Source organism: Desulfovibrio sp. TomC, from assembly GCF_000801335.2.
Lineage (GTDB): Bacteria > Desulfobacterota > Desulfovibrionia > Desulfovibrionales > Desulfovibrionaceae > Solidesulfovibrio.
Map to the genome: position 1 here is coordinate 72001 of NZ_JSEH01000007.1, position 21120 is coordinate 93120.

At 54.9% G+C, this 21120-nt stretch carries 18 protein-coding genes; 8 read left to right on the plus strand and 10 right to left on the minus strand.

Annotation, left to right across the window (positions count from 1 at the left end):
• The 9 genes from NY78_RS08345 to NY78_RS08390 form a co-directional block, all read right to left on the minus strand.
• Positions 1–423, minus strand: a complete 423-nt coding sequence (locus NY78_RS08345) for a hypothetical protein (protein ID WP_043634294.1) — start codon at positions 421–423, stop codon at positions 1–3.
• Between the two features lie 2 nt (positions 424–425).
• Positions 426–926: a transglycosylase SLT domain-containing protein gene (locus NY78_RS08350; protein ID WP_043634297.1), complete on the minus strand. Its 501-nt coding sequence runs from the start codon at positions 924–926 to the stop codon at positions 426–428.
• Between the two features lie 228 nt (positions 927–1154).
• Entirely contained in the window at positions 1155–3890 is a 2736-nt protein-coding gene (locus tag NY78_RS23600; protein WP_082139926.1) for an NACHT domain-containing protein, read from the minus strand.
• Positions 3891–4043: 153 nt separating this feature from the next.
• The gene (locus NY78_RS23045; RefSeq protein ID WP_053062162.1) at positions 4044–4490 is read right to left on the minus strand and encodes a hypothetical protein; all 447 of its coding nucleotides are present in this window, start codon (positions 4488–4490) and stop codon (positions 4044–4046) included.
• Positions 4487–4981: a DUF3164 family protein gene (locus tag NY78_RS08365; RefSeq protein ID WP_053062163.1), complete on the minus strand. Its 495-nt coding sequence runs from the start codon at positions 4979–4981 to the stop codon at positions 4487–4489. Before NY78_RS08365 ends, NY78_RS23045 begins: the two co-directional genes overlap by 4 nt.
• Positions 4978–5808 (minus strand): ATP-binding protein, encoded by an 831-nt coding sequence (locus tag NY78_RS25460; RefSeq protein WP_047960089.1) that lies wholly within the window; start codon positions 5806–5808, stop codon positions 4978–4980. Before NY78_RS25460 ends, NY78_RS08365 begins: the two co-directional genes overlap by 4 nt.
• Positions 5805–7838: a Mu transposase C-terminal domain-containing protein gene (locus tag NY78_RS08380; protein ID WP_231583852.1), complete on the minus strand. Its 2034-nt coding sequence runs from the start codon at positions 7836–7838 to the stop codon at positions 5805–5807. The genes NY78_RS25460 and NY78_RS08380 overlap by 4 nt, the downstream gene beginning before the upstream one ends.
• Before the next feature lie 96 nt (positions 7839–7934).
• Entirely contained in the window at positions 7935–8153 is a 219-nt protein-coding gene (locus tag NY78_RS08385; RefSeq protein ID WP_043634304.1) for a helix-turn-helix transcriptional regulator, read from the minus strand.
• A complete protein-coding gene (locus tag NY78_RS08390) occupies positions 8150–8464 on the minus strand; it encodes a hypothetical protein (RefSeq protein WP_231583855.1) in 315 nt (104 codons plus the stop codon). Before NY78_RS08390 ends, NY78_RS08385 begins: the two co-directional genes overlap by 4 nt.
• A gap of 320 nt (positions 8465–8784) precedes the next feature.
• Here NY78_RS08390 and NY78_RS08395 point away from each other — a divergent pair, with 320 nt between their 5' ends.
• Positions 8785–9567, plus strand: coding sequence for a LexA family transcriptional regulator (locus NY78_RS08395; protein ID WP_053062164.1), 783 nt, complete (start codon positions 8785–8787; stop codon positions 9565–9567).
• 450 nt (positions 9568–10017) lie between these two features.
• On the opposite strand, the gene NY78_RS08400 is transcribed toward NY78_RS08395, so the two are convergent.
• Positions 10018–11130 carry an acyltransferase family protein gene (locus NY78_RS08400; protein WP_043634310.1) on the minus strand — a complete coding sequence of 371 codons (1113 nt, stop codon included), beginning with the start codon at positions 11128–11130 and terminating at the stop codon, positions 10018–10020.
• A gap of 487 nt (positions 11131–11617) precedes the next feature.
• Between NY78_RS08400 and NY78_RS08405 the strand changes: the two genes are divergently transcribed.
• From NY78_RS08405 to NY78_RS08435, 7 genes are all read left to right on the plus strand, one after another.
• Positions 11618–12466 carry a GGDEF domain-containing protein gene (locus NY78_RS08405; protein ID WP_043634313.1) on the plus strand — a complete coding sequence of 283 codons (849 nt, stop codon included), beginning with the start codon at positions 11618–11620 and terminating at the stop codon, positions 12464–12466.
• A gap of 246 nt (positions 12467–12712) precedes the next feature.
• Entirely contained in the window at positions 12713–13723 is a 1011-nt protein-coding gene (locus NY78_RS23055) for a methyltransferase domain-containing protein (protein ID WP_197084218.1), read from the plus strand.
• Between the two features lie 397 nt (positions 13724–14120).
• Positions 14121–14912, plus strand: coding sequence for an SDR family NAD(P)-dependent oxidoreductase (locus tag NY78_RS08415; RefSeq protein WP_043634316.1), 792 nt, complete (start codon positions 14121–14123; stop codon positions 14910–14912).
• Between the two features lie 624 nt (positions 14913–15536).
• Positions 15537–16949: a glycosyltransferase family 2 protein gene (locus NY78_RS08420; protein ID WP_047960091.1), complete on the plus strand. Its 1413-nt coding sequence runs from the start codon at positions 15537–15539 to the stop codon at positions 16947–16949.
• A 1042-nt stretch (positions 16950–17991) separates the two neighbouring features.
• Positions 17992–19278, plus strand: a complete 1287-nt coding sequence (locus NY78_RS25225) for a hypothetical protein (protein ID WP_197084219.1) — start codon at positions 17992–17994, stop codon at positions 19276–19278.
• A gap of 99 nt (positions 19279–19377) precedes the next feature.
• Complete coding sequence (locus NY78_RS08430) at positions 19378–20166, plus strand: FecR family protein (protein ID WP_043634318.1); 789 nt, start codon at positions 19378–19380, stop codon at positions 20164–20166.
• Between the two features lie 308 nt (positions 20167–20474).
• Positions 20475–21116 (plus strand): hypothetical protein, encoded by a 642-nt coding sequence (locus tag NY78_RS08435; protein ID WP_043634320.1) that lies wholly within the window; start codon positions 20475–20477, stop codon positions 21114–21116.
• Positions 21117–21120: the final 4 nt, after the last annotated feature.

The following is a 21120-nucleotide window of genomic DNA, read 5'->3' on the forward strand; positions in this document are numbered from 1 at the left end:
TCATCGGCCTCCCTTCAGGCTGCGGGCAGCGATGTAGATACCGGCCACACCGGCGATGCACACCTGGGTAATGGGCGGCAGCTCCAGCCCGATAGGATGTTGGACGGCCAGTCCGGCCACGGTGCCGACCAGGGTCCACAGCCGGCTGGACGTGAGCAGCGGTTCCCGGACCTCGGAGAGAGCCGGGGCGATTTGTTCGCTTAGGGTGGCGGCATAGGTTTCGATACGGTCAGCCGGCAGCGTGAGTATCTGGGCCGGGGTGGAGCCGGTTTGGGGTTGCAGCGGCAACGGCTCGGCTGCCGGCGACGGGGTGCTGAAAAGGCCCTTGGCGACCTCGCCCAGCACGGCCAGGGCCGAAGCCACGGCTTCCGGGGTGATGTTCGGCGCGGGCGCGGCCTGGGTTTGTTTGGTCTGCGCATCCATGGTTAAAAGCCCTCCTGCGGCCAGACGCCGCCCGGCAGATGCTCCAGCACCTTGGCCGGATAGGTGTTTGCGGGATTGTGGGCATTGCCGGGACCGCCGTTGTAGGCGCGGCAAACGACTTCCCAGCCACCGGTGTTCAGGAACCGGTCGCGCAGCCGGGCCAGATACCGGCAGCCCCACTCAAGCCCGATTTCGGGGGTGAGTAGCTCGCCGAACCAGCCGCGAAAGCCGATGGTGCGGGCGGTTTCGCCCATGATCTGGAGCAGACCCCAGGACGTGGCGCGGCCGATGGCCTCAGTATCCTTGGAGCAACCGGGCGGGACGAAGGATAACGGCTTGTTTTTGAGGTAGCGGTCAAAAAAGGCGGGTTCGAATCGCGTGGCGAAGGGATTGCCATGCGATTCGACCATGATCATGGATTGAGGTAATTCAACGGGAAGGCCGAGTGCGGAAGCTGTGCCATCAATATTTACGCCAGCGATTGATAAACAGAGGGTTGCCATGCTGCACCTCCAGATTGGATGGAGTGAGCATAGGCGGAGGAAGGACGAGACACAGGCCTCGAATGGACGGATGCGGACGGAAATAAATACAATTTTAAGTTTTTATTGCAAAACTACGTTTCGTGTTCAAGTATGGCAGTCAAGTAGCCTACACACCAGAAATTACAGGCTCCATCGTGTCTGGTGATGCGATAAAAAATAAGCAAGACGGAAGTTCAAAAAAATATATTACATATCGTCAAGAGCCGAGAGATCTTCGTATGTAGGACCAACGCTAATGCTATGTGGCCCAGCGCTATGTAATTTGTAAAATTTAAGTAATTCAGCACTTTCTTCTTTTGGCCTTGCTTTTATCATTCTGAGCAGTGTATTCCGTAAGACTTGCTCTTTCCCATTATGAATAGCCCAGTTTAAAACAAAGCGAATGTCACTCGTTTTTTTTGAAAACAGTATCAAAACTTCTTCCCACCAAGGTTCATCCATCAACGTACCAATGCCAATACTTCTGTTTTGGCATAGCTCAGAAGCAGCAAAATATTCTTGAAACCGAAGATGGCCAAACCCAAATCGGCCTTTATCTGTCATTGCAACCAGTATGTTACATGGGTCTATCAATTCTCTAAAAGCAATTAATATTTTACTTCTTTCAATTGATCCGTTGGTGTATCGACTTATCAAGTTTATTGCTCGTTTTTCTGTAATTTCTCGTACTCCTAGTGTATGCATTCCAAATGCAAGTTTTTGGGCAATGTCTTTTAATTCATGACGAGGAGACGTTATTCTTTTAATTTTTTTATGAACATCATACATGCCGAGAAGCAGTTCTATTCTTTGGTCGTAAAGATGTATTTCGCTGTCTGGTAATGGTATATCGTTTTCAGCCAAAACACAGAGAATTGTTATTAAAAGAGGGCTTCTTACAATATCAGACACTTCTGTTTGTATTGTTAGATGTATAAGGATTTGTTCTGATTTGTTTTTGTCGTGTTTAAACCAATTTTTAACAACTTGGCTTCGTTGTTTGTTTGTGAAAGGCAACAGTGTTGCACACAGAAATGGAAAATCCTCAAGGTAATTTCCACTTGCACGTGAGCTAGTGATGATCTGGCAATTGGGGTATCTTTTCTTTAACCCAAGGATCAAGTCTACTACATTAGGAACTTTCTTAATAGCTTCATCGATACCATCTAGCAGTAGCGTCGCTTCTTTTTGCAATTCGGTCTGTAAATCTTCTTTTTTTAATTCGCATCCAAAGTCAGTATAATACAGACAGATACACTCTTCTATAGTATCTGTCTCGATTTTGTTGCCGAAAGATTTTTTGTGATTCGCATAGGTCTGGTAAAGTTTCGAGAGGGGGTAGTACAGATAAAATCTGTCATCCCTATGTTGTATTTTGTTTTTCATGTACATTTGTAAACATGTTGTCTTCCCAGCACCGGCTTCACCAAGTACAAGAAAATCCATATTTGCGTCAAAAGCGTCAAGTATCGAAAAGTTGACCTGTACTTTTTTCTTTCCAGCATCCTCTTTGTTTTTTGATATTGTAATATATTTCCGTAATGCCTTGTTTGATTGTATCATATTTATTAATGAAAAATTATCAAGGCATGTTTTAAGAAATGATTTTATTTTATCTTGTGTTGGCTTGGATTTCTTGTGGCTATCAATAAACGATGAGATGGTAATTTGATAATCATTTAAAGTTGTCGCAAGAAGAGATGTATCAATTGAAAAAAATATAGATGGATTGTTGATTTTGACGTCAACTCGATTTATAATTGTCAGCTGTCGTTGATATTTTGAGGATAGGCCTATGAACCTTGCCAATGCAGGGGGCAACAAGGCTCCATCATCAGCTTTGTGCTCGTCGAAGTAAAGCTTATATCTTAGCAGGATGCCATTTACAACTCCCAGTGTATTGGTGTCATTGTTTCCTCCTATGCTACTAATAAGTCTGTCGATGTCTTGGCCAAGCTGCCCGATGTAGTGTATTAAATGTCCTGGATTGGTGTCGTCTTCTCTTAGTAAAGGGGTTAAGTCGACAATCGCTTCTTTAAAACTGCGGTAATCGTTTAAGATAAGGGCTGCTGATTGCGATTTTGCAAGTGAAATTTTTGCGAGAGCTTTTCTTAGACTTGGTATTTTATCTTTTATTTTCATAAATCTGTACTGTATCTTGTCTATTGAAGGGGAAACTATATCTATTCCAGAAATATATTTGATTTGTGTGCATGCTGGCAAAAGATTTTCCCAGTGAGCCCAATCGATAGCACCTCTGAAGTCTATGCTGTTAAATTTAAGAGATAAAGTATCTTGCAGGGAAACTTTTCCAATTTTGAATTCTAAGTCAGTGTAATATAGCGATATGTCTTTTGGAGAGTCTTGCTGTAGGGCGCTCATTAGGTCTTCGTTGTTAAGTTTATGTGCAATATGCGTGTATGTTGATTTTATGCCAAGAATTTTGTTTATTTGCTTTGGTATTTTGCTCAAACAAAGTTCAGTAAGTTTATGGCCATCTAGTATTTTTACCATTCGCGAACGTAATTCTTGGTATTTCTCAAATCTTGTAGCCAGAGATCTGGTGTTTAGAAGATATGGAGTGATAAAATAAACTCTATTAGGTTTGTAAGAATTTCCATCAACATTAGGGACGCTTTTTTCTGATGCCTGCTGTAGTTGGTTTACAACCTCCATAAAACTTTTGTTGTCAGAGGCTTTTGCGGTAGGTTTGTACTTTTTTACTTGACACACCATGAGCTCAATATCATTAAGCTCATCTTTTTTCCAGCAAATTATATCCTTCCCTTCTTCATAAGGCCCGCCATTGTAGTCAATCTTGGAGTAGCCTATGGCTTGAAAAAGAGGGATCAAAATATCAATAGTGAGTTCGTGCTCGGAGAGGCTTTGAAGCTTTTTTTCTATTAGCGTTAATTTAGAAGTTTCTTCTGAGCCAATTATCATAACAATCCTGCCTTGTATCGTGCCGACTATTTTTAGATCAGTTATTCCAAATTGGAATCAAGCCATGCTTATTACGCCATTTGCTCTTAATTTTTCTGGTATGTCATCGTTTTCACTTGGCTAGAGTGTTGAGTTTTGCAATGTAAAAAACAATTACTTTTTTATTGTTGTAGTCGTGAGTTCGCGGCATACACTCTCGGCAGTCACCCGGGCCGGGGGCGAATCTGGATGTTTGTCAAGACGGCCTTCTTGTATCATTTCCCAAACTTTACTTCTACCTACCGATAGGACAAATTCAACCTCAGGTATCGTCAGAAGTACCTTTTTGGTGACTAATTCCCGCGCCGACACCGCCGGCAAACTTGCAAATGCCAGCTTCTTCGTCTGATACGTCACCGGCAGCATCAACTCAAACCCCGCCGGATCGACCAGGCTGCACCGTTTGGCGCAGCCCAGGCACACGTATTTTCGCTCTTTCCAAAACCATCGGGGCTTGCGTTTGCCGCAACCGAGGGGCTCGTACACGCTGCCATCCACATGGCCTTGGTAGGGCAGAAAGCCTTTGCCGAGCAGCGTCAGCACGTCGTCGATGATGCTCATACATCCCTCTTGTCTGCCGCAAGCAGCGTATCCACGGCCACGGGCAGATCGCTGCCGCCGACCGTGACCCACCACCGGCCGTCTATGCCCAGGATCAGCGCCTTGAGTTCGTCGCGGCTGCCCTCGGTCCACTCGGTGATGCACTCGTCAATGAGCTCCTTGGCCGCCTGAAGGCGTTCATCAAAGGTCAGGTGCTCGGCCATGTGGCGCTGCACCTTGAACGCCCCGTCAAAGCTCGTCAGGGTCACGTTGCCCTTGTTGCCGCCCACCTTGGCCCCGTACTGCTCGGCCGAAAGCTGGACAAAGGCCGCCACGTCGCCCATGGCGTCGTCGCGAAACCCGCGCATGGCCTCGCGCAGGGCCAGCGCCTTGCCCGCGATCTCGCGCACGAGCTGGTCGCGGGTCTTGTCCACGTCCTTGACCAGCTTGGCCGGCACCAGCCGCCCCTGGCCGTCCTGCATGTACCCTTCGGGGATGCTCGTTGCGTTCATTGCTCCTGCTCCTCTTTCTCGAACCGGGCCAGGATGGCCCGGCAGTTGTCGATGATTTTGCCCCGCACGGCCGGTTGGTAAGGATCGCGCTCCATGAAGGATCGGACCAAACGGCAGGCCGCATTCCGCTCCACCTCGAAGGGATCGGTGACGTCCTGTGGCGGATACGGCGTTTCCACCGTGTCCTTGGCCCGAAGCGTGGCCCGGAAAAGATACGTCGCCCCTTTGCGCCCATGCCGTTCGACAAAGGCCTCATCCAGGAGCCATTGCCCATATTTCCGAGTATGAGTGTAGGAAACGCGGGACACCTGGGCGATGTCCGTCCAGGAGAAGCCCGGCTTTGCCGATCGGATGGCCCGCCAAATGCGACGGCGCTCGGACAGGAGTCCGATGAGTTCTTCTTCTCCGATCAAGACCACAGCCGCGCCAGTCGCCTCGTGGATGTCGCGCAGATCCTCGATGCGCCCAAAGTGCAAACGGTCGGCCTCGTCCATGTAGATGGTGACTGTCTGCCCTTGGTCGCGCCGCTTTTCCAAGGTCTCAATGATGCGCACCTTGCAGGCATGGGCGGATCGGGGAGTGGTATTGGCCCCCGTCGTCTCCTTGCAAAGCCGTCCCAGGAAGGCGGCTTGCGTCATCCCCTCCCAAGCCGAGAGGAAAACGCCGCCGCGTTCGGTGTAGCTGTTGCGGGCCGTAAAGGTCTTGCCCCGGCCGGCCTGTCCCCAGGCCACGACAATGCCGGGTTGTCCGCGCTGGACGTCCTCGACGGTCAGCACGGCGCGCCGAAAGGCGGTCACGTTGCCCGTCTCCACAAAAACCGATTTCATGCGTCTCCTCCCCCATTGGCGGCCTTGCGGCGGCGCTCGTAAACCATGCGCAGGCGTTCGTAACGTCCAGCCGCGCAAGCCGCGTATTCCTCGGTTTGCTCGTAGCGGGCCATCCAGTCGGCGTCGGCTTCACGCAGGGCCACACCGTCCCGGACGGCCAGATTGAAAAGGTATTCGTAGCGGTCGAGTTCACTGACGATGGCGGCCATCTGTGCCGGCGGCACGTAAGCCGGTGCGGCTTCAATCCTGGCCCTGGCCGCATTCTTGGCGGCTTCGATGCCAGCCACGTCCGGGGCCTTTGCTTCCGGCAGGGCCGGCGGTACCGCCTTGCCGGCCGCGACAAGCCGCATCCGGCTTTGCGTTTCGGGCAGCACGACGGAGCTCAAAAATTCGCGAGCGTTGGCCGTGACTTGGTTTTCCAAAGCCTTTTTGTAGGCGATCTCGCCCGTCAGGACGGCCTGATCGTCAGCGGTTCCGAGGATGCGGGCAGCCGGATGCACCTTCGGCGCGGGCGTGGCCTCGCAGATCAGGTTCTTGCCGGATTGGTCGTAGACCAGCACCGACCGCCGATCCTGGTCATCGAAGCGCACCAGCACCGGATGGCGCAGGCTGTGCAGGAAGGGATGGCGGTACGACTGGCCAAAAAGGCTGACGCCGTTGCGGTCGATCTTGCGGACCACCTTGGACAGCATACACAGCCGCAGCCTGGCCAGATCGCTTTCGCCAAGGCCTATGCCGGCTCCGGCGGCAAACGCCTCGGCTGGGGCCTTGCCGCTCAAATGGCCCCGCTGGGGGCGATCGGCATAGGCGTCGAACCAACGGGCAATGGCGGTATGGGCTTCCTCAAGAGTCAGCGGCCGGCCGCCGGATGCCTCGTAGACCTTGCGGTGGAGCTTCTCCCCGCGCATGAGGCGCGGCGGCTTGGATTCGATGGACGTGCCGACATAGGAGGGAATCCAGCGTTCGAGTTCGCCAAAGGTCTTGAAAAACCGTTCGATGGTCTTGGATTGGCCGTGGTAGGGCCAGGCAAAAAGCGGTTCGATGCCGAGTTCCTGGAACACGCCCCCAAGGCCGCTTTGGGTCAGGTCCACGCCATTGAAGAACTTACCGCGAAACGCCCGCCCGTTGTCGAGATACGCCACCTTGGGGAACTTCCCGAGCCGCAGACAGGCCCGCCGCAAAGCCGAGGCAATGGCTAGCGTGTTTTCCGTGGGTAGGATTTCCCATCCGAGCGGGTAGCTGGATGCCATGTCGAACCACAGCACCAGTTCCATGCGCGCGCCCTTGCCGGTTTCCGGGTCGAGAATCTCGAAATTGAGGGCATGGCCATCGGCCACCAGGATGTCGCCCACGGCGATCTTGTCGTAATCGCGTTCGATAAACGGGCAACACAGGTCGTTCCAGGCCTTCTTGCCCTGGCGGGCATAGATCCATTCCCCGAAATTGAGCGTCATCCACTTTTTGAGATACCGGTACAGCGTGATGTCGGCGCAATCCGGCAGGCTGGCAGCCTTGAAGGCCTCGCGGGCCATGCGGCAGACCTCGGCTAAGCGGGGCTTGTTGGGATGGCGGGCCAGGGCGAGTAAAATTTGGGCGTGTCGTTCGGTCACGACAGGGGCAAGGCGGACGCCGCCGCGCGTGTCGGCCAGCTTCAGGGCCGAGCCGGTACGGCGCATGGCCAGCTTCCAGCGTTCCAGGGACTTCCACGACACGTCGCCAAGAACGTCTCGGATGGCAGACCAGACACCGGCTGTATAGGCCGTGATGAATTCATCACGGGCACGGCCCTTGTTGGCGGCTTTGGCCAACACCTCGGTATAGAGCCGCACCAAATCGGCCTTGGCCAGGGCCTTGCGCCGCTGGGCGTCGGTCAGGGGCGTATCGGATACTTCGGCGGGAACATTCGCGCCTTCATAGGCGATGAGGGCAGCCCGCACGTCTTCAGGCAGGGCCGCAGCCAGATACAGGCGGCGTTTGCCGCCACGGCAAGCCTCAACCTCACAAAGCCAGGAATCTCTGTCGGCGCGCATTCTGGTTGCCCGCTCTGAAATGTCCAAGGCTTGAGCGATGACTTTAGCCGGATATCTGTCTTGCATTGTGCAGCCGTCCTCGAAAGTAAAAATAACCTAAGCGGCGTGTTTGTCCTGGAGATCTGCCGGCAGGGCCAGGAGCTTCACGGGACAACCAATTTCAATGAGCGCACGCAGAGCTTTCCGATTGTTACGACGGGCATGGATAGTTTCAGACACCATGGAACGGGCAATGCCAGCTTTGCGGGCCACATCTGACACTGATATGCGGCGCTCGACCATCCACGCCCGAATTTTGTTTCCGTCGCGTTTCATAATTCCGCCTCGATCTTTCTTTTTCGCGCCCGAAGCGCCTTTATTTCACGTTCCATCCGGGCCAATTCCAAGAGCTTGAAGTCTTCGTCGTCAATGACCCGCCAGCCCAAACCATGTGAGCGGGCCAGCAAGTCCAAAGGCTCCGGTGACTGAAACACATGGCAGAAGAGATTGAGCGCTCGCGTGGAAGGCACATATTCGGGCTCATTTGGGTTCAGCCATTTTTCAAATGTCGCAAGCCCAAGTTCCTTGGCGCTGCCGGAAGCCAGCCGTACGCCATACCGCCGAGCTGCGGCATTGAGTTGGTCCACGGCCTCTCCCCGCGACAGACCAGCGCTCTCGACAATCCGATCCATGGACATTGCAATGTCCGCATCAAGATTGAGGCTTGGCAGATCAAGAAGGGAGAGGCGTCGGGCCGTAGGCATTGTTTTCGACAACTCCAATCCAAAATTTTCGTATGGGCGGACATTGAGTTCGTGTGCCGCCCCTGATAGCTACGTTCGTAGCGGGCTAACCGTCGCCCACGACTAAAGCTCTACATAGTGGAAGAAAATTCGTCAACAAGGGAATCGCCATTTCCGACTTTCGTTCTTATCGGGGTGGGACGATTGTGGGGCAACAGGCCAATATGACAGATAAAAATAGAGATAACCCTGCTTCCGACTTTTCTTCCGACTTTGTCTCGGAAAGTCGGAAAGAGTTCGATGCGACAATCCAGCGCATGGTCCAAGCCATACGGGGCAACAGCCCAGACAGTTTGGCGTCTTTCCTTGAGATCAGTAAGGACGCCATCTATAAAGCTGGTCGGGCGAATAAAATTCCACCGGCTTGGTTTCTTCAAATAGGAAAAAAAACAAATATTTCGATTGATTGGCTTGTCACCGGGGAAGGTGTCATGGAGCGGGGCAATGCCGAAGCGACAAGAACGACGCCGAGCATTGTTCCAGCGGATGAACCGCCCTACATGAATCCGGAAGCCGCACCGGCCATGGGGTACACACTGGTGCCCAAAGTCCAGGCACGGTTGGCGGCAGGGACCGGAAGTCTGGAGACTGAAGGGGAAGTGATTGGCTATTATGCGTTCAAGACCGATTTTTTAAGACGCAAAGGGCTACCCAAAAAAATGGTCTTGATGGATGTGGCAGGCGACAGCATGGAGCCCGTCTTGATTGACCGGGACACGGTCCTCATCGATGAAAGTCAGAGCGCAATAATATCAGGTGGGCTTTTTGCAGTAGGTATTGAGCACGAAGTCTTTGTAAAATATTTGGATCGTGTACCCGGAAAGCTCATTTTGCGAAGCCGTAACGAACGCTATGCCCCCGTTGAAGTTGACATGAACGGCCAGCTCTCGGAATCTGTGAGGATCATTGGTCGGGTGGTCTGGAGTTGCCGAGAGTACGTGCGGTAGGCAGGGTGAGCTTCTCACTTTGCCTGAAACGGCCACCCTTTTTTTGCCAGTTTTCCCATCTTGCCCTTCGGGCGTCCGAGCCAAGCCTCGGGCGTCCGAAAGTCCACGTCAGGCCTACGTTTAGCCTACGTCCGGCCTATTCGATCTAAGCACCACGCCATTTCTTATTCTGCCTGACTCCCCACAAACATTCTGCTCCTCTTGTCCACACTTGTCCCCGCCTGCCTAGTCCCATGCGGCCACCTCCGCCAGGGAAGCAGGCCGCTCATATACCGGTCACAGGTGATTAGCCCATGGCTTTGTCCCGGTCCCGCTCCCATCCCATCCACTTTACCAGGAAGCCGTCAGGGTCGCCCGGCTCGGCAAAGGTCAGTCCGGTCAGGAACGCCAGGGCAACAATCCCGGCATACCGCAAGCTCCTGAACTTGCCGCTATTTTTCCGAAGAGATTTTAGAGTTTGACGACGATGCGGTGTGCGTATAGCGCCCACGCCCCGAGGAACATCGCTAGCAGAAAGAGTATGGACCAGGACAGGGAAGCCAGGTAGCCATACGTCCAGCCCGAAAAAAGCGTTTTGAACAGATATGCTTGCAGATTTATGCCCCCGGGCCTCCCGTCAGGAATTTTGATCCAATACAGCGTGGCCGAGACAAACTCGGAGACGACATAGATCGCCAACGGATTGACGCCCATGATCACGAACGGCTTGGTCCAGGCCGTCTTGCCGCGTCCATCAATGAGCCAATGACAGGCGACAAGCATCATGACGCCAAACCCGCCCGCGAACAACACGAACGAACTGGTGCAAATAGATTTATTGATCGGATACCACTCGTGCCACAACAGCCCGGTCAAAAACATGCCAAGCCCCAAGACAAACGCCCGCGCCATACCTGGTCTGCCCGAACGCAGCCACCGGCCGACCAATACACCGATCAGCCCCAGCGTCATGGCGGGGAAGGTGGAAAGAATGCCTTCAGGATCCCATTGTGTGTCGTATTGCCAGATGTGGTTGTGCAGCATGACCTGATCCAGCCAAGCTTCCAGATTGGCGTGGGAATCCATGCTTGGATAACCGACGCCTGGAATAGGCACAAAAACCATAAGCGCCCAGTAGCCGATCAGGATAGCCACGATCACGGCGACGATCCCCCTATTTTGCAAGCGGACCTGCAACCAGACCACTGTGACATAGACCACGGCAATGCGCTGCAACACGCCTGGGATGCGCAGACTGGCCAGATCAAAGCAAGGATAAGCGTTTTCCAACAGACCGATTGCAATAAGGAGCGCAGATCTTCTGAAAACCTTGCACCAGAAATGAGCGCCCCCGCCGGCCCGAACCTTCTCGCGGTTGACGGACAGGGCCACGGATACGCCGACAATGAAGAGGAACAAAGGGAAAACGAAGTCCGTGGCGGTCCAGCCGTTCCAGGGCGTATGCGTCAGTTCTTGGTAGACATGCAGGTAGTCTCCAGGATTATTTGCCAAGATCATCCAGGCAATGACAAGCCCCCGCATACAGTCCACAGAGATCAATCTGCCTTTAAATGGGTTGGACATTGCGTGCACCTGACCCCCAAACCGACTTGCCGCGGTTGGCAACCGAGCCCCGCCGCTCCTCGACTTATACCAGATAGCTTGCGACCGAGGCCTCGTTTCCTGTGTCGATACGCCAGTCCCTCCCGGCTGAAAAGACATTGCCCGCGAGGTTCTGCCCTGCCACCGGGGGCACCCGCATCTGCCTACACCTGCACACTTTTGCCCTTTCTGTCTGTATTTTGCCCGTGCTTCCCGCCATCTTGCCCCTGCTGCCCCGTTTGGGTGTTCTGGTTGTGCTACCCGTTCCGACCCCGCCTGTGGCACTTTCCCCATGCCGACCGCATGACCGCAGTGTGCAGGCGCTACGGGCCTCGGCAGCATGGCAAGATGACAAGTCCCACCGTCCTTGCTATCAGTTCGTTATGGAGTGGGGATCCTCACCACAGCTATGCCGAAGGCACGTTTGCCCTGACGGCGGCTAACCGGATACTTGAACCTAAGCGCCTCCATGAAGAACAAGTTCCTCTGGAAACCAAGCCCGGCGACGCGACTGCTGCTGGCTTTCGGGCTCATTGCCCTGATCCACCTCATCGCCTATCTGCATTACATCACAGGCTTCGCTTACGAATTCAATGTGTTCTATTCGCTCCCCGTGCTGGCAGCCTCCTGGCTGCTGGGAGATATTTCCTGTGCCATTGTTGCCATCATATGTTTGGCGGATTGGGCCTTTAGTGATATTAAACTTGCCGGGGAACAGTCCAAAGTTATGGCGATTGTCTTTAACACAACAACGAGGGCACTCACTATATTCTTTGTAATCGTACTCATGAGGAAACTGCGACAAACTATGCAAGACGAGTGGGATGCTTCTCGAAAAGACCAGCTAACGGGGTTATACAACCGCCGATATTTCTACGAAATTAGCCTAAAAGTTCTGGAAATCATCCGTAGACAGTCATTGCCTGTCTCTATCGCATTCATGGATTTGGATCATTTTAAAGAGGTGAACGACTCCCTGGGTCATTCTGCGGGTGACGCTTTGCTGCAAGTCGTCAGCAAAATTATGCAGGCCCATTTTCGAGCCGAAGATGTGTTAGCCCGCCTTGGCGGCGACGAGTTCGCTGTCATTATGCCGGGCATCAAGGCTGAAGACGCCATCTCCCGATTAGAGAACCTGCGCAGCAGCATTCTGGCAGCCATGCGGGAACACCGCTGGCCCGTCACCGTCAGTATCGGCGCGGCAGCATTTGTTACGGTCAAAAACAGCATCGACCCTATGCTCGCCATCGCTGACGAAGCAATGTATGAGGCCAAACGCGCTGGGCGCGACACGATCGTCCTACGGACTTCCCCGTAGGAGCAAGATTACTGAGCTGGCCACCCAATGGAATGGATCATAGCTATTACTCTTGCCGTAGGCGTCTTCGCCCTGGTGGCGATTTCGTCTTGAGGGTCAAGCATCGCCCGGCAGTGTCCACAGCGACTTCCGCTTTGACAGCCACAAGACCGGCGAGTTGTCCAAGGGCGGAGTGTTCGACAAGACCAAGTGGCGATGATCGGCCCGCCACGGGAAACGCCACTCTCGACAAGGACAAGGTACGCCGTGACGACCATACAACTTGAGATTGCAATCCAGGAGACCGAATATGGAGCACCGAGTGAATGGCGTATGCTTTGTGCCGAGGGGAAATCCGACAATATCATCGAGCTCTGCTCCAAGATACCCCAGGCAAGAATTAACCGCGTCTTAGAAGTCGGAGCTGGTGAAGGTTCTATTCTCAAATGCCTTGACCGGAAAGCCTTTGCCAACGAGCTCCATGCATTGGAGATTTCGTCATCAGGAGTGGAAATTATCCGTAGTCTGGGGATTAACTCCCTGGCCTCATGCGATATATTCGATGGATATACTATCCCTTTTGAGGATAATACATTTGATTTGGTCATCCTGGCGCATGTCCTAGAACACATTGAATACCCTCGTATATTGTTGCGAGAAATGCGCAGAGTGGCGCGCTATCAATACATCGAAGTCCCATTGGACATGCCTGCTGATCTTGTGTCTTCAGCCATGATGCTTTCATACGGCCATGTTGATTGTTTCAGCCGATCTCGCTTACGCCATTTACTCTTGTCAGAAAACCTGCTTCCGATCATTGATTCAACAAAAAGATACCATCGTTCTGCGGTAGAATACCTCCACTTCGAGGGCAATGGCGTCCTCAGAACTCCAGAGCTGGTAAATGCATTTCGGCAACGACATGATGAATCAAATCGTCATTTCAATGCCCTGAGTGAGCAAGAAAAAGAAAAAAATGCAAATGTCTATTGCGTGGTTACGCAATACGAAAAAGTATCGGAGTGCACCTCTCGACTCCTATCCTATGTAACCGATTTGTTGCGGCGAGGAAGAAATGGCGAAGCAAGCTTGATCGCTAACGACATTGTAAAAAACGAGTATAATGCTGCTATATTTTATAAACTCGGGCAGATATATGCTTCGGCAAAAAAACCGGATCAAGCCAGAGAAATGCTCGAAAAAGCTTTGGAAATCGATGAAAATTTACAGCCAGCGCGAAAATTGCTTGCAACGTTGCCTGTGACGACAGGGCTGTGACCTCTTCTGCCGCAAGAGTTCCATGTTGCCTTGCTGCCTGAGTAATCCTCACCTTTTGAGGTGGTCTGAAAATCTGGGCTCTGCTGTCGTTGTCACCCGCCCCTGCCCCCCCCGCTCTCGGTTAATATGGCGTGAAGATTGCCGGCGTGTGAGGACATCCACGGCCAGGGCACATTCTCTTCATCCTGCCGTGTCCAGCCCGGCCCGCCTCCTTGAGTCACCCCCGCCCGTCCGCGACGCTCTCTCCTGTTGCTGCCAATGCCTTCTGTATTTCTGCCAAACATGTGGTAGAATGAAAACGCAGACGGCAATCGGAGCGGTTTGGGCCTGTGCCCCCCCCTTCAGCCGCTGCCGTTGGTCCATGGTGGACCGGCTCTGCTTGAAAGGAGAACAAATCATGCACATCGATCTGACTGGAAAATTGGCCATTGTCACCGGCTCGACAGCGGGCATCGGATTTGCCATCGCCCAGGGGCTCGCCGCCAGCGGCGCCAGGGTCGTTGTCAACGGCCGTTCGCAACGTGCGGTCGAGCGCGCCCTGGACAAACTCGCCAGCGCTCTTCCGCAGGACCGATTGCTCGGATTTCCCGGCGACCTGGGCGAGGCCAAGGGATGCCAGGCCCTGGTCGCCGCCCATCCTGACTGCGATATCCTCGTTAACAACCTGGGCATTTACGGTCTGCAGGATTTCTTTGAGATCCCCGATGCGGAATGGACTCGTTTTTTTGAAGTCAACGTCATGTCCGGCGTACGCCTCTCCCGGGCCTATCTGCCCGGGATGGCAAAAAAGGGATGGGGGCGGGTGGTGTTCCTCTCGTCGGAATCGGGGCTGAACATCCCGGCGGACATGATTCATTACGGCTTCACCAAAACGGCGGTGCTCTCCATTGCGCGTGGCCTGGCCAAGCGGATGGCCGGCACGGGCGTCACGGTCAATTCGGTGCTGCCCGGTCCGACCCTGTCGGAAGGGGTGGCCGCCATGCTGAGCGAGGAGGCCGCCGCCAAAGGGCAAAGCCTTGAAGAAGCGGCGGCGGCTTTCATCATGGCCAACCGTCCCTCCTCAATCCTGCGCCGGGCCGCGACCGTCGAGGAGGTGGCCAATATGGTCGTCTACGCCTGCTCCAGACAGGCCTCGGCCACAACGGGAGCAGCCTTGCGGGTGGACGGCGGCGTGGTCGACAGTCTGTAGGCGGTGATGCATGGGATGCCTGCCAGACAGAGGGGGAAGGACGCTCCAGGCGCAAAGTATTCGCCAGGACGAGAGGGGGAATGGCTCTGTCGCAGCCTTGCTGGCATCCCTCTGTTTTGTAGTCACCAATGCGCGCATGTGGCAACGGTGCTCTTGTCGTGGGGGCCAGGCACAAACTTCCGCCCCGCTCTCGCGCCCTTGCCCGGATGGGTAAAAGATTCTGTACGATCTTCGAAAGCCCACCCGGTATGAGCGGCCTCACAAGAAAACATAACCTGTCGTATTTGCTATGAATTAATACAATCTGCAACCACTCCCCTCTTTGCCACGACTCCCGCCTTCTAAAAAATCACCATCCTCTGAATGAACATTTTGCAAAAAGGCTTTTTGGGCGGCTCCCAGAAGGCCTTTTCATTTGGCATAGCCAGCCCCATCGCAGGCCGTGCATTGCCGCCCTTTTCGGCGTGTTCCCCGCATGTGCGGGGATGCTCCGATTTCCCCGGGTTTTCGCAACTGGCGAAGCGGCCTCCCATCAGAACTGTAACTGGCTTTTCGTCTTTCTTCACTCTAGATCGGGCTTGCCTATCGAACCGGCAAACATTTCAATTTGGCAATAGAGTGGTAATGTACGTGAAAGAGAAATCAAATCGTCAACTTACCCAAGTCGACTTATCCTATATTACAGTCCTGGCCTTCACGTTCCTCATCGGCGGAGCCGCCGTCTTCTCCATTTTGAGCGAACAAGAATACGTAATGGGCATCATCGAAGACGATATCCTGATACTCTATGAAAACATGAGTCTCGGGCTTGCCCCTCTGACCGCCCTCCTGCTCAGTTGGCGTCTGGTCATGGCCTGGAAGTATCGTGCAGTTCCCCCGGTTGACAACGCCACGCTGCCCATGGTGACCATAATCATCCCGGCCTACAACGAAGGCCGGCAAGTCCTGCTGACGCTGCGCTCCGTGATGGCCAGCAACTATCCGCCCGCAAAGATGCACGTGCTGTGTATTGACGACGGGTCCCAAGACGACACATGGACCTGGATGCGCTTGGCGGCAACCGAGTTCCCGACAAGAATCCAACTCATCCGCCAGCCCTCGAACACAGGCAAACGCCATGCCCTGTTGGCCGGCTTTGCCCAGGCCAGGGGAAGCGTCTTCGTCACGCTCGACTCGGATTCGGAAATCCTGCCGGACACCTTGCGCCATCTCGTGAGTCCGATTGCAACCGATCCAAAGGTCGGGGCGGTGGCCGGCAATGTCCGCGTGCTCAACGTCGGCCATGGCCTCATCCCCAAAATGCTCGACCTGTCCTTTACCATGTCATTTGACTTCCAACGCCGGGGCCAAAGCGTCTACGGAGGCGTCTTGTGCACTCCAGGCGCCCTTTCAGCCTATCGAATCTCGGCTGTCGCCCCGAGTCTGCCGGCCTGGGCGGAGCAAACCTTCCTGGGACGCGCCGCCAATATCGGCGAAGACAGAGCCCTGTCCAATATTGTGCTGCGCCAAGGCTATCGTGTCGTGTATCAGAATGAGGCGGTCGTCCTGACAGAAGTCCCTGTGGCCTACCAAGGGCTTTGCCGCATGATGTTGCGGTGGGCTCGAAGCAATGTACGGGAATGCCTCGTCATGGCGCAATTCATCGGTCGGCGGTTTCGCAAACATGACAGCGGCATGCATTGGCTGCGCCTTGCCGGAACCATGGAACTCCTTTTCCTCCCGTTGACGGAAGCCATGAAAGCGGGATTGCTCATCACGTTGTTGCTGCATCCAACAACGACACTCATGCTGCTGGCCGCAAGCTGCGCCCTCTCCGCGATACTGCCGGCGCTGGTGTACAATCATCTTCGACGAGCCGGCTTGAGAAGCCCCTTCCTGGCCGTAAGCTACGCCCTGTTTTGGGTCTTTTGTCTTTCGTGGATCTCGTGCTGGGGACTCCTGAGCGCAGGATGCTCTGGATGGCTGACCCGAAAACTCGCCGGCGCTCCCAGTCACGAACCTTCCCTGGGCGTATTGCACCATCCGAAAGAAGCCTGAAGCCGCCTTAGAAGCATGAAAAAGCAGTGGCTTTTCTGAAAGAGACACTGCCGCGGCCACTGGGCCCACTCGTCCCCCAAATCCCGACCCGTGCCGCATAAGGCGCACCGCGAAGCTCCCCAAAAGGAGCTTGGCCGTGCATGCGCGGCATCTGACGGCCAATCTGGCCGTGGCCAGAGCAAGCCCCAACAGTCCCCAGAAACGGGACAGGGGCTGCGGCACCCCGGTCCGGTCACCTGATTCATGGAGGCCGCCAGGACCGCACTCGCCGCCACGCAACCGCCAAGCCCCGGGAACAACCGCTCCCAACCGCACGCGTTATCCCCAACGCAAACTGATCAGATCCGCAGCAAGGCTGCGGGCGGAACCGATGCTATCGCGTCCTCTGCCACTGGCGACCGAACAATGGATCATCCGCAAATAGCGCAGGATCGCGCCAGGCCGCAGCACAGACGCACCAAGGAAACGCCGTCACAGCTCGCCCGGATGACTGCAATCATTTTCCGGCCTGATCGGACAATGCGACAAACCGTTGCTTTCCTCTTGACAACAAATACTAAAACTACGTAGTTTTGATTTGTAAATATTAACCGCACCAGTGCAGTGATAATATCCGTATACTTTGACCATTTTATGTTGGGACGGTCGCTTAATATTTCGGCGACAAAATGATTTGACCATTGTTTCATAGTACATTGCAGGCGTGTTGTCGTTACACGTTTCTTTTTTCCTGCAAATTGACCATCAGAACCAGATCGCTGTGAGGGTTTTGTGCCGTGCCCCAATGGCGGTACAATGTCTCTAAGCCTGACGTCAGCAGCGTGCGCCAAACAACACGCAGCCAGACGCCATCTGGTCAACGGGCAACCCGAATCCGGAAGGCCTATCGACCACCAGGGCGGGCTGGTTTCTGCCTGGGAGCATGCCCTGTCTGGCCCGAGGCGATGCTGTTACAGCAAGGCTTAAGATACGTAGGCTCGTGACGGATTCTATCCGCGGCTGCCTGCCATACACGCACCAACGGCAACAAAGGGGAAGTCCAATGCAGAAGGTTTTCAGCCTGGGTTTGCTTGTGGCGGTTCTCGCCCTGTCCGGTTGCGTCGGCGCTGGCAAAAAAGCCTCCGAACTGGCCGACCAAGCCCTGTATCAGCCTGTTGCCTATGAGAATGCCTCGGTCCCAGGCCCGGAAGTGGTGGTGTTGCCCGGCCAGATCAAAAGCGCCAACTACGCGTTCATCCAGAAAGTCACCTCGAACAATCTTCGAGATTTCGCAGAGATAGAGCTGTCCAAGGACAGTTTCACCGTCCTTGACCGGGCGGATGTCCAACCGCTCTTCCAGGAAATCGCCCTGGCCGCCAACCTCGGCGACGCCGAAGCTCTCAAAGTCTTCCGCAAGGGCCGGTTTAAGAGCACCAACTGGTTTGTGACCTTCAACATTCTCAAAGCCGAACCCACTGTCTATGTGACCAAAGGCTTTGACGGCGAAACCGCCGGGGCCGTCATCGACCTCATCGCCACCATTGCCAACAAGGGCGAGCGCAGCACCGCCGGAAAAGTCATCGGCCAGACGGTCGCCTCGGCCAAAACCGCCGACACCTCGGCCATCTGGCTGGTCGGGTTGCAGTACAAGATCGTCAATGCCGCCACAGGCGAACAGGTGGCGACCGGCTATATCGAAGACAAGATGGAAGCCACCACGTCCATGAATTCCTTCCTCGGGGCCACAAACCAGCAAAGCACCTCCATCACCCTCGACACGATGGCCCAGCGGCTGATTCAAAAAGCCGTGGCGGAAATCGACAAACAGTATAAAGGCCAGGCCAAGGCTGGCAGTGATACGGAAGCGTCCGGCGGCAAGAAACACAAAAAGACCGAGCCCGGCATCAGCCCGAAAAAAGAAAAAGCCGTCCTGGCCGACTATAAAAAGAAGGTTGAAGAGAACACCCGGGAAAAGGACAAGGAAGCGGCTCTCACCTCGGTCCGGTGCAATTTCGACGGCTACGCCAATCTCAACCAGGAAGCCGTCCTGGCCACCCTGGTCAAAGACAATCACGAGAAATTCCACAATAAATATGACAAAATGTTCTCGTTGGCCCAGAGCTCGCCCAAATGGCGCGATACTTATACAATTGATATCGCTGCCATCAACTGTGAGCTTGTCGAGTACAAGGGCGATACCTGCAAGGTCAAAGTCAGCGGTTCATATGCGATAACGGCCAAAGGCAAGTCTCAGACCTACGCCAAGGACGCAGTCCTGGATTTGGTCAAAGAGGACGGGCAATGGAGAATTACCACCTGGATCGATGCTGACGATAAAAAAATATTGTAGCATCCCCGAGCGCCGCAGCCCGGGATGTTGCCCGAGGCTGCGGCCCGACAATAGCGGTAGAAAGACAACTCTGGCTAATGCTCCCCAAAGGATACGGGCATGATGCGAAACAGCGTACTGCGGGCGGCCCTGGCTGTATTGTCGCTTTCCTTGCTCCTGGTTTGCGCTGCGCTTGCGGCAGACGAGCCAACGCCGGACACTGCGCCCCCCCCGGCCACAACCGAAGACACGTTGCACAAGGCCGGTGAGCTGACCGAGGCCAAGGGCCAGGTCCGGGCCAAACACGGCCAGGACCCGGAACGAACCCTCGCCACCGGCGGACCCGTCTTTGTCGAGGACGATCTGTCCACCGGCCCCGAGGACAAGGGCAAGGTGGTCTTTACCGACGGCTCATCCCTGGACATCGGCCCGGACAGCCGGGTGCTCATGGCCGATTTCGCCTACGATCCCCACGACATGGACTCCTCCAAACAGGCGCTGCGCATGGCCAAGGGCCTTTTCCGCTATGTCTCGGGCAAGGTGGTTCAAAACGATCCGGCCCGGTTGCGCCTGGAGTCGCCGTTGGCCGTCATCGGTATCCGGGGCACCACCGTGGACCACAAGATTGTGACGGAAACCAAGACAATCAAAGGCATCCCGACCGAGACGGTCAAGGAAGAACTGCATGCCCTGCGCGCATCCCACGGCAGCCAGGTGGTGGTCGATCAACGCGGACTCAAATCGGTGCTGGCCAAACCGGATCAGGCCGTTTTTTTGCGGCCCAAACTGCCAGGTTCGGTGCGGGCGCTGACGGAGAAGGAACGCGAGGAATTTGCCACGATTCCCATGACGCCGGCCCCCTTTGACCCCAGGCCGGGGAAAAGCAACTATTTCGGAGGCGGAAGCTAAGCCGCTACGCACGGGATGCAACAGCGTAAGCGAGTTGCCATGCCGCCGATAGAGCGCCCTTCCTTCGCCCCATACCGGTTCAAGGACGGGGAACGCCGCTCGGCGGTCGGCGACGCCCCTGCTTCTTTTGGACAGGACGCGCCTTGTCGGCGCATTTTCGATGACTGATTTCAGATTCAACAGCCCAAGCCGCTGGCCTTTTCGCCACATGTTGTGCTATGTGGGAGATCTACTGGCAATTTCGGATCAATGACGAAATTGACCGTACGCAGAACTTTAACGCAGCCGGAATACGGCAGGAAGCGATCATGCACCGACTGTCCGCCATTCTCCTCATGCTATTCCTGATTGCAATTCCTGCCCACAGCCTGGCCTTTTCCTTCTCTGAGGAATCAGCCAAGGAGTCCCGGGCCTCTTCCGCCAAGGCTGCAACCATTGGCGCGGCCCTTTCCGCTCCGTGTCGGGACAGCCTGAAAGGCAAACGCATCGCCCTGCTCCTGGCCGAACGTACCGGCGGCAAACTTTCACTTGGCGGATCTGGCGTTTTGTTTGAAGCCATCAACAACCAGTTGCAGCAGCTTGGCCTCAACACCATCACTCAGGCCCAGATCACGGCCAAGATTGCAGCCGCCGAACGGCTGGCCATCCTCAACAACGATCCCGACGCCGCCCTGGCTGCCTCCGGCCGTGTCGGCGCAGATTTCTTCATTCGGGGCGTCATCAGTGGCCGGGCCGGAAAAAACCTCATGGTCAACGCCAATGAGGTTGCCGTCACCATCATGATGACCCTCACCGACGCCCGGGGACGGGTGCTCTCCAGCCAGCGCCTGTCTGCGGAATCCTGGGCCGGCCAGGATGTCGTGGGGGCGGCCCTGGCCGTGGTCGAGGACGAGGGCGCAGTGGCCGTGGCGCAACTCTACCGCGATTTTTGCACCCAGGCCGGTCGCTAACCCC